This is a genomic window from Priestia sp. USM5 (assembly GCF_058323215.1).
In genome coordinates, this window is the sequence record NZ_JBSGKN010000001.1 from 2,371,255 (window position 1) to 2,389,290 (window position 18,036).

Genomic DNA, 18,036 nt, shown 5'->3' on the forward strand with positions numbered 1-18,036 from the left:
TATGGATTGGAAAGAAATCTATCTTCCTTATTTATTAACATAAAATAAAGGAGTACTGTAATATATTTATACGAGTACTCCTTTATTGGTAGTTAGGTAGTATAGAGAGTCGCCAGATACCTCATTTATCTTGCGACTTTTGGTTTATAGCTTATTGAACACCAACTGCGTCAAATGACTTGCCTACTGAAATTACTTCTTGAGAGCCTGAACCGTATAGATCAGCAGCAGCTTGTACTAAACCTGCACGCGCTTGGCTGAACGTTGTAGACTGAGTGAAGTATAGCGTATTGGCACGGTAATAAATTTTTCCTAGCTTATCTCCGCCGATGCCTGTTACAGTAACTCCGTAATGAGTTCCTCCGTTAGCTAGCAAGTAGGCAGCTTTGTTGATAATACCGCTATTTGTATGAACCCCGCCGTTGTCACTAGAACCTGTATAGCGCTTTGAATAATGATCCGGATCTCCATATTTCGCTGGGTTGCTCATTGAACGAAGTGCATCGCCGCTTGTTCCAGGCGTATAAATATCCTCTCCAATTTCCCAATCTGGATTTCGGTTGTCATAGTATTCTACCAACGTTCCGAAAATATCGGAAATCGCTTCGTTTAATGCACCTGATTCATATTGATAGATTAAATTAGAACTTCTTTCTGTCACCGCATGCGTCAATTCATGTCCGATAACATCTAATCCTCCTGATAGCGGAACAAAAGTAGTTCCATCTCCATCTCCATATACCATTTGAGAGCCATTCCAAAACGCATTGTTGTAGCCGCTGCTATAATGAACAGTCGATTTTAGCGGAGATCCTGCATTGTCATAGGAGTTGCGGTTAAATTTGTTTTTATAATAATCATATGTCACGCCTGCATAATAGTGAGCATCTACTGCAGCTGCATCGCGAGTTGCATTGTACGTATTATCGGTATCGGCCCATAGCGTACCCGGAAGAGATGTGCGATTTTTTGCATCGTACGTATAGATTGTAGCGCCTCTTGTATTATCTTGTAAGTAGTAAGTAGAACTAGATAACGTTGTCTTTAAGGATTTAGTATCTCCAAGAACTCCTTTACCTGAGCCAATAACATTTGTGCCTGTTACAGGTTTCGCTGCCGGCTTTGCCACTTGCTTCACGTCGGCTTTTGGACCAGCTACGGAATCAATTGTATTGTACTTATCCAGTACTTTACCGCTAGTAGCATCAACAAAGTAATAATAGTTGCCTGGTTCAGGATTTAAGAAATTTAAATTTACTACATAAGCATATGTAGTGTCTGAACCATTTTGATAAATATACAGTTCAGATGAAGGAGATTTTTCATACGTCGGCTTAAAGCCTAAGTCTTTTTCAGCTACTTGAATCGCCTTTTTGCTGTCAAGTTGCTTTTGGCCTTTTAGCTTTTCCTTTTTATCTAAATCAGGAGCTACTGTACCTGATACAACTTTTAAGGTTCCATCTTTCGCTACGTGTGCTAATTGAGTAGATCCCCAAACGGGAATATTATTATATACTTGCTGCAAGCGTACCACGGTTGCTTGTTCAATAGGATCTTTCACCACTTCTGTCACTTTAAATGAGTTTTGAGCATTTTCGTTTCCTAATTTATATTTGTCTTTATTTGTATTCATATAGTGAAATACGACGTCTTGAGCCTTCTGCGATGACGGGCCCGAGAGCTTTCCGGAAATAAACTCAGGAGATTTAATTTCTTTGTTATACTTTTCAGTTGAAAGTACATTGTTTGGCGCAGCACTGCTCGTATGTGCAAAAGCAAATGATGAAGAAAGAATACCAACTGATAATAATACCTTTAAAGCCTGTTTTTTCTTTTTCATAGTTTTTTTCTCCCTATCCCTAGTAAATTTAATTACCTCAATCTTTCTGTTAATTGCGATAATTAGCAACATTATAGCAACTAAAAATTACTACGTCTATATATTATTTTAATATTCCTATTATTATGAAAATTAAAAATAAGTCCTCTGCAATAAGTCTTTTTTACCTATTTAAACTATATGAAAATCATTTATGTTGATTTTCATACAAGTAAAATAATTCTTCTAGTCAGCTGATAAAAACTAGTAGGATAGGTAGCGTTATTCGTTCTTACTGTCAGCTCTATGAAGCATTTTACAAAAATTACTTATAAGGAAAATTATAAATTTCAGACCATTTTTTCGGCTTAAATATACTCTTCCTCTTCATTTTTTTATTTTTTTAATCTATTAATTAAATTTTTTATATGTTTTTTATGTACGTGCACAACATTATTTTATTATAGTACTGTACTTCTTATGAACGTAAAAAAGCACGAATCTACTAAAATCTTTGTAAATCCGTGCTTTTTCTGTTTATTTCAAGCATACACAACCAACGATAACTAATAAAACAAATAGTACAACGATTAATGCAAAACCGCCACCGTAATTACCGTAGCCGCCGTAACCGCCGTAGCCATAACCACCGCCGTAACCCCAGTTACAAAATCCCATTTCACTTCACCTCCGTAGCCTGTTTACTCTATAGCATATGTACAGGCTAGAAAAAATGCTCGCCCATTTATCGCCCTTTTATAACGATAAAAAAGAGATTGAGACATAATGAAATCACTCCAATCAACCGCTAGAAGCAACCAGCTAGATTAAACCCATGTTCGCCATAACAAAAAAATCCGAACGATAAATCGTTCGGATTTCCCTTCAACTAAACTGCTTTTGTCACAGCCTCTTTTAAGATAACAACTATTAACTTATTTACTTTTAGAAGCTTGTTCTTTAAAGCGAAGTATGTAATACGGAACAATACAAATAACCGCCAAAACGAGAGCCGTTAAACTGACTATGCGGGGATTATTAAGCCCGAAAGAATAGTCTCCAAAAGATGCTCCAATTGCAATAATAGCAAAAATAATATACAGAATACGAAATATGTTAATCCACTTTTTCTGTTTAATCGTAACCACTCCTTTGCTTATTTTACTCCAACATAGAATATTATAACTTTACTAAACAACTTGTTGCAAAATTTCTTCTGCCTTTAACTGATTACCTTTTATTTTAACGGTAAACAAATTTCCACATTCGTCCCTTTGTTTACTTCACTTTCAATACTAAGAGTTCCTTTATGCTGCTGGATAATATTAAAGCAGATCATTAACCCTAACCCAATACCGTCTTCTTTAATACTGTAAAATGGTTCACCTAAATGTTTAATGCGATCTTTTGAAATTCCTACACCTTCATCAATAATTTGAATATGAAGGTGATTGTCGTCTTTTTGTCTCAGCTCAACTTTAATTTCGCCTCCGGAAGGCATTGCTTCAATCGCATTTTTAAGAATATTTATAAACACCTGTTTCATTTGATTGCTTTCACAATATACAAGAGGCAATTCTCCATATGAGTGAAGTTCAATAAAAATGTTTTTCATGGTTGCTTGAGGCTGCAGCAATAAAATCACTTGTTGAATTAACAGCTGCAAATCAATCGACTGAAATGTTACAGCCTGTGGTTTTGCCACAGACATGAATTCATCTGTAATCATTTCAATACGCTCAATTTCAGAGGATATAATGTTCATATAGGTTAACTCTTCTTTACTCGCTTTTTCAGTTAATAGCTGCATAAACCCTTTGATGGCCGTTAAAGGATTTCTAATTTCATGAGCAATAGCTGTAGCAAGCTGACCGACCGCTGCTAATTTCTCAGATTTCTGCAACAGCTCTTCTGTTTCTAGGTATTCTGTCCTGTCTCTTGAAACAATAAGAAGCACTTTTTTGTTTTCTATATTGAACAATTTCCCACTATATTCTAGTTTTTTTACTTCTCCAGACTTAAATGTAAACTGTGATTGCAGCGTGAAAGAAAGATTTCCTTGGCGAATTTCTTCAACCGTTTTTCGAACAATGTCAGAATCTCTAGGTATAATATCTTGGCATGGCATGGATAAAAGCTCTTCTCTCGTATATCCAAAGCGCTTACATCCAGCTTCATTTACTTCGATAAAACGAGAAGGAAAATGATTAGAACCTATTTCAAGTAAATAAATTGCGTCGTTTGCATATTCAAATAACGTTCGATATTTCAACTCACTTTCCTTAAGCTTACGATGCAGCAAGTCAAGCTCTTTTCTCGCTTTTTTAGCCTCAGATATATCCACACATACTCCAGACAAACCTATTAACTCATCTTTCCCATTAAAAATTGGCGAAATAGTGATGCGAAGATCTACTAAACTTCCGTCTTTACGAGCTCTTACAACTTCTACTCGATTGATTGCCTCTTTTTCAGCAACCGTCTTTTTTATATTCTCATGTACGTCCTCACTAAAAGCCCCTGCTATTTCGTAATATGTTTTCCCAACTACTTCGTGGGCTTTCCAGCCATATACTTTTTCGTAGGCTTCATTAACTCGCAAGATCCGCCCTTCTAAATCAGTTATGATCACCGCATCCATGTGATGATTAATAAAAGACTCCAGCTGTTCTTTCGTATATTCCAGTTCTTTTTTCATTATTCTGACAAAAAAAGAATCTTCTTCATCCTTACATGAATCTGATCCAGCATAAGCAGCTTCTTCTGCTACAGCGTAAAATTTACGATAAAATTCTATCGTCGCTACAGCTACTCCCAGTCCGAGAATTCCGAACACTAAATATTCTATTTCGCTATAAAACGGCGACTGAATAGGTGTATTCCAGAAGTAATTCGTCAGTAAGACATGAACGATAAAATGAATAAAAAAACAAAGAAGAGATTGTTTTAATAAAGAAAACTGCTTTCTATATCGAATAAGAGGAAGGGAAAATAAAAAGGTAAAGATTAAAATTAAGATAGTCAGTAACCAATGACTTTCTAAATAGATACTGCACACAGCCATAGTGATACCTGCAACTGCACCGGCTCTATAACCAAAGTATAGAACGGTCAAAATAAGAGGAAGAAAACGTAAATCATATGTAATCTGTTGATACGTAACGCTATATATTATAAGAATAGCAGAAACAATACTTGCATAAATACCACTCATCCATTTGTATTTATGGGCTAGACGCTGCAGCAAAAATATTCGTATCGCAATCATAATACTGACAAAAAACGAAAAAATACATAAGTTAACAAATAATCCGCTACTAATCACTCCTTCTATTCCTCCTTTACTTGTAAATATGCGTGAAATAATTCCCTTATATAGAGAGTGTAACATGAATAAGCGCTGCTATTTATAAAATTGATAAAAAAAACTAGTCTCGCCCGAGGCAAGACTAGTTTTTTTATTATCTATGCTGATCTTGATACATAGGTCCTTCTGAAATCATATTGCTTTCAGAAACGTACGTAGGATCTGAATGCGCATCTTTATTTAGGCTAGCATTTACCTGCTGTTTTTTAGATAAATTTGAAAGTTTTACTTTGGCACTTCGAACAAGTCCTTTTACTTTTCGGCGTTTCGCAGCATCGCTTAATAGATAAGACGTAATGCCGACTCCTACCGTTGATAGCGTAATACCTGATATCAATGCTTTTTGTTTTCGTTTTCTCATAATAACTCCTTCCTTGTACCTTTTTGAATCTTACAATAACTTTTCCCTCTCAGGTACTCTCTCAAACCAGATTATTCAGATTATTCACTTCTTTAATAAGACGCTGCAGCGTGTCCGCTCCTGCTATTCCATCTGAAAAAAGGCCATACTGATTCTGGAATTTTTTCACTGCAGCGATTAATTCATCTCCATAGAAACCGTCTGCTCCAAACTTCGGAAGAGAAAAACCTAGCGTAAGTAAGTTTTGCTGAATTTGTTTGACTCCTAACCCTCTATCACCTTTGGAATAGACAAATGGTCCTTTTGTATTATTCGTCATAGAGAGATTTGTTGTGACTTTTTTAAAAAATGAGCAGTCCATTTCATTTATATCCACATTTGTAGAAATTCCTTTTACTCTGCCAGAATCCGTATACTGAAACATTGCCCACCGCTGCCATTGACTTAGCTCACCAGGGTGCTGCATACCGCCTTGTCTGTTGTTTGCACTATATCTTGCTACCCACAAAGGATACTTACTTATTTCAGTTGTAAAAAAAGTTTTAGCAAAATGATAATTAGTATATACGATAGGCTTAATCCCTGTTGTTTTGTGAACATGCTCGAGCCAGCTTACGGCAAAGCGAGAAACAAATTCTTTGGATTTTTTCTTGTCTTCTTCTAGATCCAAACACGGCGGAAGGTCTAGTTTCATTTGTCCAAGCTGAGCAATAAAAAAAGCAGCTTCTTTCTCCGGGCTATTTGTACAGTGAGCATAATGATAAAATCCTACTCTCAAGCCCGCATTTTTAGCACCTATATAATTTTCATAAGATCTAGGATCTACAAAAGTTCCGCCTTCTGTTAACTTTATATACACCCCTTTCACTGAGGTGTTTTTTATTTCTTTCCAATTAATGATTCCTTGATGATGAGAAACATCGAGAATAATAGGATTATTTGAATGTCGACTTTGCATAGTTTTCACCTCTTTTGCTAGCTTCCTTATGTATACGACGAATATTTTAAAACCCCTGTTTTTCCGGATCTTGATATTGTTTTATAACGATGTGTAAAACGTTGCTCATTTGAATAGCTAAATAAGCTTCGTGTTTTTTGTCATAATAACGATACCATCCTTGCGTATGAATAATAGATTCCTCAAGCTCTTTTACATTTTCTGATTCAACCAATGTACTGATTGATTTTTCATTTCCAAAATAAAACTTCACTTCGTACGTCACTTGAATCCCTCCTTTATAAAGATGTAAATACCCTAATCGTATGTACTTGAATCTAGTACAAGGTAGTGTAAAATTTCTTTTAATTCGCTTTCTCTTTTTATATGTTTATTTAGAACAATGTTCATTTTATTATAAAACAAGAAGCCAAGCAGCTCAGAATGCTTGGCTTCTTGTTTTATTTTGATGGATGAATCATATTAGCTGGATTTACCCATTGCTCAAATTGTTCTTCTGTCAGAAGGCCTGTTTTTACCGCTGCTTCTTTTAATGTCGTTCCTTCTTGATGAGCGAGCTTGGCGATTTTAGCCGCATTTTCATACCCTATGTGCGGATTTAACGCTGTTACAAGCATAAGAGAATTTTCTAGATTATGCTGGATTTTCTCTTTGTTGGGTTCAATTCCTACTGCGCATTTATCGTTAAAAGCCTGCATGGAATCTGTCAGCAGTCTGACTGATTGTAAAAAATTATAAATAATAACCGGCTTAAATACATTTAATTCAAAGTTTCCTTGACTAGCCGCAATTCCAATCGTCACGTCATTCCCTAACACTTGTGCAGAAACCATTGTTAGAGCTTCACTTTGAGTTGGATTTACTTTTCCAGGCATAATAGAACTTCCTGGTTCGTTAGCAGGAATCGTGATTTCACCTAATCCGCTCCGAGGACCGCTTGCCAGCCAGCTTACGTCATTGGCGATTTTCATTAAGTCAGCTGCTAAGGCTTTGAGTGCACCATGGGCATAAACCACTTGATCGTGACTTGTTAATGCATGAAATTTATTAGGTGCTGAGATAAATGTTTTTGCAAGCGTGCTGCTGATTTCTTTCGCTACTTCATCGCCGAAGTCAGGATGTGCATTTATCCCCGTCCCAACAGCTGTACCGCCAATAGCTAGCTCCTTCATATACTCTACGCTTTGTTTAATCATTTCTTCATTTTTTTCGAGCATATGATGCCATCCGCTAATTTCTTGTCCTAGTGTTAGCGGTGTAGCATCTTGTAAATGGGTTCTTCCTATTTTAATAATATCTTTAAACTGCTCTTGCTTCGCAGCAAACGTTTCTTTTAATGTTTTTAGAGCAGGTAATAATTGATCTTCGACTTCTAGTACAGCTGCAATATGAAGAGCTGTAGGGAAAGTATCGTTAGAGCTTTGTGACATATTAACATCATCATTTGGATGGAGCGTTTCGTCGCCGTTTATTAGCTGGTTTCCCCGGTGGGAAATCACTTCATTTACATTCATGTTTGATTGCGTTCCGCTTCCTGTCTGCCATACTACTAAAGGAAAATGTTCATTCCATTTCCCTTCAATAATTTCGTTAGCAGCTTGCACGATGGCTTCCGATTTCCCTGCTGATAGTTTGCCTAGTTTATGATTGCTAATAGCCGCACTTTTCTTCAGAACCGCAAAAGCGCGTATTACTTCAATCGGCATTTTTTCAATCCCTATTGGAAAGTTTTCTTTACTTCTTTGCGTTTGCGCTCCCCATAGTTTATCTTCTGCCACTTTGATTTCTCCAATTGAATCTCTTTCGATACGATAGCTCATAGTTAGAACTCCTTTTCAATATTTTCTTTACCTATTAGTATTGATTATATGGATGAATTTCATGACATAATAACAATTATTCACTGTTGAAAATTCCCTTTTTTCTATTTTTTAAACGGGCTTAACTTATTTGATTATTTAGCTCATAGTTTATTTTGATTTTATGATACAAAAAAAGATCCGAAGAATACGCTCTTCAGATCTTTTTAATAAGTCCAATTTTACTTATGAATCCATACAGCACCAGCTGAATTGTCTTTTGCTTCACCAATTACGTCTAATTTTAATCCGTTTTGAGGAAGCAAGCGGCCTGCATCTTTAATTCTTTCATCTAAATACGATTTTTTATCGTTAAAGCTTGTAACACCATTTGATTCTTTAGATGAAATCGTTCCCCACGTTTTATGAGAATATGACCAAGCAGGTGATTTATCAAATGAGAACGCCGCGTCTGCAATTTGATATCGGCTTGAATTTGCTGTAGTGCTAATACCATTCACATTAAAGTAAAGAACTTTATGAGCATGTGAATCAACTACACCAAGGAATCCTTCACCCGGATGTTGTCCTACCCAGTTATCAAGATAGCTTTCATCTGCGTACCAAAGCAGCATGCCTGTATTATATTTTGCACCGCGCGCGAATTGAAGTGCTTTATCACTGCCTGCATAGTTTCTCCACTCAAGGTAATAATAGTTATCTTTATAGCTGATGCCGTTTGTCTTTTCAAATCCATCTAACGTTACTTTTGGAGCTCCTTCAGCATCGTCCGTGAATACCGTTTTTCCATCTACTACTAAACTAGCATTATCAAGAGCGAATCCTTGAAGAGCAAGTCCGCCGTCCGTGACGTATTCAAATTGAAGCTTGATTTTTTTACCTTTAAACTGCGTTAAGTCATAACTTTTATCTTCCCATTTTCCGTTAGATGTTTCAGCAGAACCATCTGCATTATTCGCTTTATCACCAATTGTATCTAACAGAACTTTTGAACCGTCAGGAAGAATCGCATTTACATATAAGTAATCGTATTCTGCCTCTAATTCATAGAACGCTTTGTAATTGAATTTAGCTGTGTTGGCCGTTGTTAAATCAAACTCTGGCGTTGTCATCGTCGTATGCAGATCGTCTCCGCGTTTACTGTAATAATAGTTGCTTCCAAACTCAGGCTTAATCCCTTGAACAGCTTTTTTAGGTAAATTAATCTTTACAATACCTGGTCGTTTAGATTTTGTGACACTTTGATCAACCACGCTCACAGAGCCCGATTTTGTAATGTTTTTGCTGTCAATTTGTTGAATATTTGCCCAGTTTCCACCCATATTTGCTTGGAAAAACTCTTTATTTTGCGGGGAGAAACTTGTCGGTTCTGTTCCAGCTACTTCACCAGCCCAGCTCCCTCCGCTCATAATTGACCAAACGCCTACCGGCTCACCTTGACCCGTATACTGTGTATCATACTCATCCGGCAAACCTAAATCATGGCCAAATTCATGAGCAAAAACTCCAACTGCTCCGTCTTCTGGTTCGATTGTATAATCATAAGCAGCCATGTTTGTTCCAGGAACTTTATATACTTGTCCCAAAGTAGAGCGGTGAGACCAGATAGCATCGTTGCCTAGTTTACCTCCACCTGCTTCTTGCCCAGTTCCAGCATGAATGACCATTAAGTGATCCACTATGCCGTCAGGCTCATTGCGGTTGCCATCTCCATCGATATCATATTGATCGAACTGATCATAATCTGAAAGGTTAATGCCGCTTTTTGCTGCTGCAGCAAGCGCTTCTTTTACAAGGTTACGAGGCCCTTTAGATCCAGGCGCATTATCGTTTCCTCCCGCTGGATTGTCTGCTCCGTATTCTTTTGCGTTTCCAGGTACGGTTAACCAGTCAGAAACCGTTCCATCTACTGTGTAACTACCTCCAGACTGTTCTTCATAATATTGTTTAAACGTTTTAATTTTCTTTCCGTTGAATAGCGTAAAGTCTTTCTTTCCAAACATTAATTGCTGATAGTGATTTCGGTTAAAGTCTTTTGCATACATGTAACCAGGTTCTTGAACGACATTATTGTGCTTAAAGTCTGCGTATTCGACTAAAAGTACAAGAACTTTATCTTTTCTCACTTGTCCGTTATATTTTGCCTGAGCTGCAGGTTTAACGTTTACCCCGTTCCCCGAATTGTTTCCTTGAGACTTAATGTTAGCAAATTCGCCTCGTTGAAACTTTTCTTTTTGTTTTGTTTGCATTTCTTTCGCTTTCAAATCAATTTTGCTAGCTTTATGTCCTTTCATGCTCTCTTTATGTGCATCTTTTTTGTTTATGTAAGAAGTAACGGCTTTCTTCACTTCTTGCGGTGTTGCACTTTGAGAAATAACTCCTTGGTTTTTCAGTGCGTTAGCCAATCTTTCTTCCGGTACTGTATTCATATCAATTGGTGAACTCGGAAGTTCCTCCGATTGTGCGGTTTTAGCTGAAGCAGTACTTCCATTCATAAGTACTGGTCCCACTCCGCTTAATGTAACAGTTGTGGCAAGAAAAGATGTCCCCAAAATCTTTTTCCAGCTTTTCAAGTAAACCCCTCCATTTTAGAATTTTCAAACTATTAGCAAGATTTATTTTATATTCTAAAACTAGGAAGGTCAACTACATTTTACTATATTATTAAAATTTTTTGATTCTAGTAGATAATGTAAAATAGTTTTATAGTATGTAACTAGTTTTCTTTGCCTGACAATTAAAATGTCTGATAAACCCTTCTTGCGTATGCAAATTCCATGCCAAATCGATAACCACAACTAAAACTGTATGAAGCGTATTTTTTTAGGGAATTAGAACCACCTTTTCCGTATTACTATTATATAAAAACAAAAAATTCCCCATTATGGATACAGAAAGATAAAAAAATCACTTCTCGATAGACGAGAAGTGATAACCTTTGTATGCAAGTAAATTTAAGAATGTTCTTTTTGACGATGCAGCAAGATATGATAGAGCGACGTGCTCCAAATAGACATATTGCGCGCTGCGATTTCATAATGTTTTTCATCAATTTTAAACAAGAAATCCCCTTCATAACTCACGGATTTCCCTTGCTTTTCCAGCTCTTGTTTAACAGCTTCAATCCATTCTACTGCATTCGTATAATGTTTGTTCAAACGAACTTTAATAGTTTGATTCCTGTAATGAATAAAAGATGTAATTCCCCAAAAAATTAAGACAAGAAAAAGTACCATATACAGCAATTGCATGATAACGATCCCCTTCTTCCTTCATTTCATTATTTTCAATGAAGACTTAATTTAGATGAGTAAATATTACTATTCTCCTTTGCTATCGTCATCTCCTTTAAAAAAGTAAATTCCTTTTCCACGTGGGCGTATAAAATAAACCCGTGTACATGCTTGCTCATCTTTTTTACTAACGTTTTCTGTTAAAAAATGATAAGCTAATAGAATGATAAATAGAAAGGGAGGGCGACGAGTTGTCAACTGAACAAGTGAAATTAGCAGCCGTTTTAGATGTTGAAACAACGGGATTAAGTGCTCAAACATGCGATATTATCGAACTGGCAATTGCTGTTGTTTCTTATGATTCTTCTACCGGAGAAATAATCGACATTGTAGAAGAATATGAAGAATTTAATATGCCTTCAACTCCCATTTTCCCGTACATTACAAACTTAACGGGAATTACAAATGAGATGGTCAAAAATAAAACATTAGACGATAAAAAAGTGGAATCATTGTTAACTAGCGTTTCGGCTATCATCGCTCATAATGCTTCTTTCGATCGCAGTTTTCTTTTAAAACGGTATCCATCTTTATTTAACCAAAAATGGCACTGCTCTATGCGTGCTGTCAAATGGAAAGAGTACGGCTTTCCTAATAAAAAACTAACAACACTTCTTGACCATCATAAGATTGAGAGAGAGAACGCTCACAGAGCTATGGATGACGTGAAAGGAACCATTGACTTGCTAAGACAGCAAAATCCTAGCGGAGAGCCCTATTTTTCTGAAGTATTAAAAAAAGCAATGAGCAAACCTAAAAAAACAGCGGCTTCCACTCGTTTTTAACTTAATAAAAAAAGCGCAGCTTCTGCGCTTTTTTTGTTTTTATTTGCCTATTTCTTAAGTGTTGAGTTATATGTTTGAGGAATATGGTTGTAAACAGCGAGGTTGTAAACGCACTGGAAGAAAAAGAAAAGTGCCTGCTTTCAAACCAAAAAATCGCGGAGGAACAAACTGAACAGCTGGTGTTTACAGACATATACGAAATCAGCTGAATTGCTAATAATCTAGAAGATTCAAATTATACTTCTCTTACCTTTTGGCTTTGAAGGTCGTGATGCGTTTGTTCTAGTTCACTTAAATTCAATTCGTACAAATGTCTCCCGTCTTCTGCTTTAAAGTAACCCGATTCAATAATTTGATTCATTAAAAGATCTTTCTTTTGCTCAAATGCTTTTTCAGATGTCATGTTATCATCTCCTTTTTTAGGTGAATATCTTTCATAGAAAAGACGTACACCGCTTGTGGCATACGTCTTGTTGCTTTTCACACTCGTTACCTATGTTTAAAAACAACGCAATCGTTACATTTTATCGAGAAGGCTGCTTACGTCTTGCAGCCATATTGAACATTTTGGTGATGCACTACTTTTATACCCTTCATGATGTTCTTAAAACGCAATTGGAAAAAGATTTTCATAAAATCTGTTTGCCATCTACTGCCCCGCTTTCAAAATGCGGCTGTGAGGCGATTTTTTTTGTTGCTAAACTAACCACCATTAATACAACTAAATTAATAAATAACGAAATGACGCCGACATTTGTATCTTTAATGATTTGTGGCAACGCAGGAAACAACGTGCCAAGCGTTGTTTCAGTAATCGTTATATACATCACAGACGCAATGCCGGCAACAATACCTGCACACGCCCCGTATTTAGTCACGATATTGTTTTTCATTAAACTAAAAATAAAAGCAGGAAACAGCTGCGTCACAATGCTGTAGCCCATTAGTAAAAGCGTTACAATTGTATTCCCTCCATGAAGTGTAAAATAGACTGAAACAAGCGCAATGACTGGTACGAAGCATTTAGCCAGTATCGAAATTTGTTTGCCCGTCGCTGAGGGAACAAGCACGCCGTAAACGTTCTTAGATAGTGACGTAGAAGCTGCCATCAAGAGCATCGATCCAGGCACAAGCGCTGTTAATAAACCAGCTGCGCCAATAAAGCCGACAATCCACGGGTCAAATGTTTGAATGGAAAGACGAAGCAGTGACAAGTCCGCTTCTGCGCCTTGTAGTCCAGGTACCTGCATAAGAGCAGTAAACCCTACAAAAAAGACAAAAAGCAGCATTAACGTATAAATAGGACTTATAATAGAATTCTTTCTAAATACATTCTCGTTTTCAGCTGAATACGTTGCATTAAACGTATGCGGCCACATGTAAAATCCTAATACGGTCAGCATGACTGTAGAAATAAACCACGAAATACTTAGACCTGTCTTGGGAAGAGTAAGAAACGTTGGATTTGCTTGATGCACAGCCTCAAACATTGGCTGTAAGCCTCCGTAGTAATGAAACGGCATATATATTCCTAAAAATAAGACAACAATAAAAATCATAATATCTTTCACAATAGCCGTCCAAGCGGAACCATGTATGCCTGATATCATTAAGTAAACCGTTAATGATATGGCTCCAATCCAAATGGCTGCAGTTGAAGAGATAGAGCCATAAGAAGCTTCAGATACAATAATGCCTAGGCCTTTGAATTGTAAAATAATATAAGGAACAATTGCCAGCACCCCTGCACATGAAACAACGATACCAAGAAACGGACTTTTGTATTTTGAAACAAAAAAATCCGGCTGAGACATGAGCTTATGCTGCTTCGCATATCGCCATATTTGCGGACCAATCCAATACCCTAACACGTACGCTAAAGAAATATAGGCTAAAATATAAAACGCCGGCCCTCCTTTCCCATATGCCTAAGCGCTTCCACCTAGAAACGTAAAAGTAGTATAGATTTCACCCGCCATCAAAAAGAAGACAAAAACGGTTCCAAAACCTCTGCCCCCTACGCTCCACTGCTCTAAATCCATTTTTTTGCCCCGCGTAGCTCGAATTCCAAGATAAATAGCTAAAAGTAAAAAACCGAAAATAATAATCAGTGCGGTATTCATTGTTTATCTCCTCCTTTAACAGCAGGATCGAGCTTGTACACAATACCCATAATAAAAGATGTAAGGATTACCCACATAACAATCCAAAAAAGAAAAAAAGGCATCCCTAAAATAAACGGAGTCACTTTGTTAACGAAAGGCAATAAACCTAATATTCCTACAAACGGAAGCAGGCAAAGAAGATAAATTATTTTCATAGAACTCCTCCTTAATCACACGGCTTATCAGTACTTATCTAAGGCTTTAACTATCTCATTATGTACTTCTCTTATTCTTCTCTTTACACCTCCATTCTTGAGCTAAACGAGACGTTTGTCATAGAAAACCGCCGTTTGTTTGCTCCTTAGTATCTTCCATTTGTCCCCATATGAAAAGGAGTTTGTAAGACATGCTTACAAAATTTTGAATGCAGCAGAATATTATTTCATATTTTTATATACAGAATATAGACAAACAAAAAAACGGAACTGAAAGTAAAGGTCTCAAACAGTTCCGTTTCGATCTAGCATTTCTATACTTTATTCTTCTTCTTTTTTCTTTACACCAAGCGAAGAGAGCGCTTGCTTTAAATGTCCGAACGTTTCAATTTTATTAAAACTGATTCCTACATTAACAGCCGTCTGAGCCATGTCAGGACTCACTCCTGACATAATCGCATGGATGCCTAGCAGCTGCAAAATGTTAATCAAATCAAAAAATTTGTGAGCGACATACGTATCTACATAATTTACACCCGATAAGTCAATGACTAAATGCCTTATATGTTTTTCTGCACACCTTTTTGGAACAACCTCGATAATAGAATCACCTTTGATTTCATCAATAAGCCCTACCAAAGGCAAGACCGCGATGTGGTCTACAATTGGAATAACAGGAAAACTCGTTTCGTCGATTAGCTCTTGCTGAAGACTTATTTTTTGCCTTGTGATTTTATAATACTGTTCGGAAAATTCATTAATGAGTTTATCAAATGTTGTATGATAAACTTCACTCCAAGACAGTATATCTTCTTTTGTAATAGATGAATGTATCAGGCTATATGTTTTGACATATGTCCAAATAATTTTTCTTGTTTTGCTTAGCGCTTCTACTACTTCGTAAATCGGCGTATCAAATTTAATTCTGCTGTTTACTACTTCCGTCGTCCATTTCATCATACGTTGTTTAAAAATCTCTTGATCGTCAAGAAAGCCGCTCGCAATTGTTTCGATTGTATAACGATGCTGCTCGCGCAGCTTTTTCTCAACTGATGCGTCTGCGTCCTTTGAGTAAATCGATCCTTTAATATTACTTCTTTGGCGCAGCCATTCTTCACTGATAGAGGCTGAATTCTCTAAAATATATTCAAAAAGACGTTGATTTTGTTCACTCACTACTGTTTAACCTCCGTTCACTTTCTCCTTCTGTACAATCACTTACAAAACGCACCTTATGAGAAATTCATGCTTCATGTTTTTTCCTCGTCCATCTCTATCATACACGATAACCGCTCTGCATACTTATAGAGAATTAGATATAAACAAGCAGGTATTTGATTATCTACATAGATAAACTGCCGTGTATGATGAAACTATCATTTATTTTGACATGAAAGGATGTTAATTGTATTGAAAAAATCAATTATTTTGTTGGGGCTTCTCGCTACAAGTATTGGATTATCAGCTTGCTCAAACAATACAACAACTTCTTCTGCTACAAACTCTTCTGCACATTCAGGTCATGAACATCATAAAGCTGCAGTTGCTGATATTCGCGAAGAGACTCCAGGAGCAGATGTTTTACCACAGTTTTTGAAGAACCAGCCTAAAGACATGAAGCTAGTTTATCTATCCGTTGCTAAAAATCGTGAACTACTTGAAAAAATCCCTTGCTACTGTGGATGTGGCATGGAAGCGAATCACAAAAATAGCTATGACTGCTTTATTTTTAAAAACAAAAGAAATGGAGCAGTTGTCTGGGATGATCATGGAACAAAATGCGGATTGTGTATAGAAATTGCAGCTAAAGCTATGCTCGACTATAACCGAGGCAAATCAATAAAAGATATTCGCAAAGACATCGATGAAAAATATAAGGAAGGCTATGCACAACCCACTCCTACTCCTTCCTTGTAGAACATTGGCATTGTTCAAGTAAACATTCGCGACAGATATATGTAAAAGTAGAAAACATCAAAAAACACTCAAATAGCTATTTGAGTGTTTTTTGTGTACTATTCTTTCACAAACTCTTTTGTACTTCTTACTGTATCAATCGGACGCACGAGCTTCTCAATTTCTGCACGTTTTGGCTCTAAAAATGGAGGAAGTGATAATTTTTCTCCGAGCGTTTCGTAAGGTTCATCTCCCATAAATCCTGGTCCATCTGTCGCAAATTCAAATAAAATTTGCGGAGCCACTCTTGCATACAACGATTCAAAAAAGTGACGATTCACATAACCAGACGTATGGAAACCGAAGCTTGGCATTCGGTTAATCCATTCTTCAAGAGCCTGTCGATTTTCTACGCGAAAAGCAACGTGATGAACCGTTCCAAAACCTTGCTGAGCCTGCGGAAGTTTTTCGTTGTGTTCGACTACTACTTGCGCACCGTTTCCCCCTTCTCCTACTTCAAATAGATGGAGATTTCCTTCTTGAGCAATCTCTTTAAATAAAAGGACTTTTTCCATCATTTCTTTAAAGTAATTAAACTCGGCGATACGAATAAAGATAGGACCGAGTCCCGTAATAGCGTATTGAAGAGGTACAGGACCTTTTTGCCAAGGAGTGCCTGATTCAACTCCTTGATTTCCTTCATCGGAAATTAACTGATACTGCTGATCATCAAAATCAACAAACGAAAGCGTCTTTTTCCCAAATAGCTCTTGAATCCCCGTATGCTTCACTTCTAAGCGATCAAAGCGCTTTACCCAATAGTCTAAAGCCTCATCATTTGGAACGCGGAAAGATGTTTTTGAAATTTCATTTGTTCCGTGAGAACCTTTTGGAATTCCTGGAAAATCAAAAAAAGTCATGTCCGTTCCGGCACTGCCTTTATCATCTGCGAAAAACAAATGATACGTTTGAATATCATCTTGATTGACCGTTTTTTTTACTAAGCGCATGCCTAACACATAGGTGAAAAATTCATAATTCTTTTCTGCGCTGCTCGTAATAGCCGTTACGTGGTGTATTCCTTTTAAGTGGTTCATTCTACATTCCTCCGGATAAATCGTCTAGTTTATCATTCGTTATTTATCTTTAATTTAAATATCTTTAATTAAAGATAATATACCATGATTAATTTTCCTTTGTCAATAAAGTATGGATGATCTCGGAAGGAAATATGTAGGTTTTTACATTTTAGCAAAATCTCATAAATGAGGACGGACCAAATCGGTAATAAAACACCGTATTGTTGCCTAGTCCCTTCTCTAACCTATACTAATTTATTTCTCTTACACGATATCATGTTTTTAAACCTTTGTCCGGTATTGGCTGAGATCATCACCCAACAGGCAAACATCAATTA

14 protein-coding genes and 2 pseudogenes are annotated in these 18,036 nt (G+C 36.8%); 2 read left to right on the forward strand and 14 right to left on the reverse strand.

Translation table 11 applies throughout. The features are described 5' to 3' along the window. Positions 1-151 precede the first annotated feature (151 nt). The 9 genes and pseudogenes from ACWATA_RS12890 to ACWATA_RS12930 form a co-directional block, all read right to left on the reverse strand. A pseudogene (locus ACWATA_RS12890) lies at positions 152-1,750 on the reverse strand (M4 family metallopeptidase); the annotation flags it as partial. Between the two features lie 606 nt (positions 1,751-2,356). Beyond that, positions 2,357-2,497 carry a YjcZ family sporulation protein gene (locus ACWATA_RS12895; protein WP_028413371.1) on the reverse strand — a complete coding sequence of 47 codons (141 nt, stop codon included), beginning with the start codon at positions 2,495-2,497 and terminating at the stop codon, positions 2,357-2,359. Positions 2,498-3,056: 559 nt separating this feature from the next. Further along, positions 3,057-5,144 (reverse strand): PAS domain S-box protein, encoded by a 2,088-nt coding sequence (locus ACWATA_RS12900; protein WP_473049901.1) that lies wholly within the window; start codon positions 5,142-5,144, stop codon positions 3,057-3,059. A 136-nt stretch (positions 5,145-5,280) separates the two neighbouring features. Next, on the reverse strand, positions 5,281-5,547 hold the full coding sequence (locus tag ACWATA_RS12905; protein ID WP_063248016.1) for a YbyB family protein: 267 nt from the start codon (positions 5,545-5,547) through the stop codon (positions 5,281-5,283). A gap of 61 nt (positions 5,548-5,608) precedes the next feature. Beyond that, complete coding sequence (locus tag ACWATA_RS12910) at positions 5,609-6,505, reverse strand: GH25 family lysozyme (protein ID WP_028413374.1); 897 nt, start codon at positions 6,503-6,505, stop codon at positions 5,609-5,611. A gap of 46 nt (positions 6,506-6,551) precedes the next feature. Continuing rightward, the gene (locus ACWATA_RS12915; RefSeq protein ID WP_155010166.1) at positions 6,552-6,770 is read right to left on the reverse strand and encodes a hypothetical protein; all 219 of its coding nucleotides are present in this window, start codon (positions 6,768-6,770) and stop codon (positions 6,552-6,554) included. A 175-nt stretch (positions 6,771-6,945) separates the two neighbouring features. After that, positions 6,946-8,325, reverse strand: a complete 1,380-nt coding sequence (fumC, locus tag ACWATA_RS12920) for a class II fumarate hydratase (RefSeq protein ID WP_473049902.1) — start codon at positions 8,323-8,325, stop codon at positions 6,946-6,948. 221 nt (positions 8,326-8,546) lie between these two features. After that, entirely contained in the window at positions 8,547-10,898 is a 2,352-nt protein-coding gene (locus ACWATA_RS12925) for an immune inhibitor A domain-containing protein (RefSeq protein ID WP_473049903.1), read from the reverse strand. A gap of 381 nt (positions 10,899-11,279) precedes the next feature. Next, the gene (locus tag ACWATA_RS12930) at positions 11,280-11,576 is read right to left on the reverse strand and encodes a hypothetical protein (RefSeq protein ID WP_473049904.1); all 297 of its coding nucleotides are present in this window, start codon (positions 11,574-11,576) and stop codon (positions 11,280-11,282) included. Between the two features lie 233 nt (positions 11,577-11,809). Between ACWATA_RS12930 and ACWATA_RS12935 the strand changes: the two genes are divergently transcribed. Continuing rightward, positions 11,810-12,403, forward strand: coding sequence for an exonuclease domain-containing protein (locus ACWATA_RS12935; RefSeq protein ID WP_028413378.1), 594 nt, complete (start codon positions 11,810-11,812; stop codon positions 12,401-12,403). A 235-nt stretch (positions 12,404-12,638) separates the two neighbouring features. Here the strand turns inward: ACWATA_RS12935 and ACWATA_RS12940 are convergent, their stop codons facing one another. From ACWATA_RS12940 to ACWATA_RS12955, 4 genes and pseudogenes are all read right to left on the reverse strand, one after another. Next, the gene (locus ACWATA_RS12940) at positions 12,639-12,806 is read right to left on the reverse strand and encodes a Fur-regulated basic protein FbpA (RefSeq protein WP_080754423.1); all 168 of its coding nucleotides are present in this window, start codon (positions 12,804-12,806) and stop codon (positions 12,639-12,641) included. A gap of 226 nt (positions 12,807-13,032) precedes the next feature. Further along, a pseudogene (locus tag ACWATA_RS12945) lies at positions 13,033-14,526 on the reverse strand (sodium:solute symporter family protein). Then, complete coding sequence (locus ACWATA_RS12950) at positions 14,523-14,723, reverse strand: DUF3311 domain-containing protein (protein WP_033578956.1); 201 nt, start codon at positions 14,721-14,723, stop codon at positions 14,523-14,525. Before ACWATA_RS12950 ends, ACWATA_RS12945 begins: the two are co-directional and overlap by 4 nt. A gap of 321 nt (positions 14,724-15,044) precedes the next feature. Continuing rightward, a complete protein-coding gene (locus tag ACWATA_RS12955) occupies positions 15,045-15,899 on the reverse strand; it encodes an STAS domain-containing protein (protein ID WP_034266072.1) in 855 nt (284 codons plus the stop codon). A 234-nt stretch (positions 15,900-16,133) separates the two neighbouring features. On the opposite strand from ACWATA_RS12955, the gene ACWATA_RS12960 reads away from it, so the two are divergent. Further along, positions 16,134-16,640: a PCYCGC motif-containing (lipo)protein gene (locus ACWATA_RS12960; protein ID WP_028413382.1), complete on the forward strand. Its 507-nt coding sequence runs from the start codon at positions 16,134-16,136 to the stop codon at positions 16,638-16,640. A gap of 98 nt (positions 16,641-16,738) precedes the next feature. On the opposite strand, the gene ACWATA_RS12965 is transcribed toward ACWATA_RS12960, so the two are convergent. Beyond that, positions 16,739-17,716 (reverse strand): ring-cleaving dioxygenase, encoded by a 978-nt coding sequence (locus ACWATA_RS12965; RefSeq protein WP_028413383.1) that lies wholly within the window; start codon positions 17,714-17,716, stop codon positions 16,739-16,741. Between the last annotated feature and the right edge of the window lie 320 nt (positions 17,717-18,036).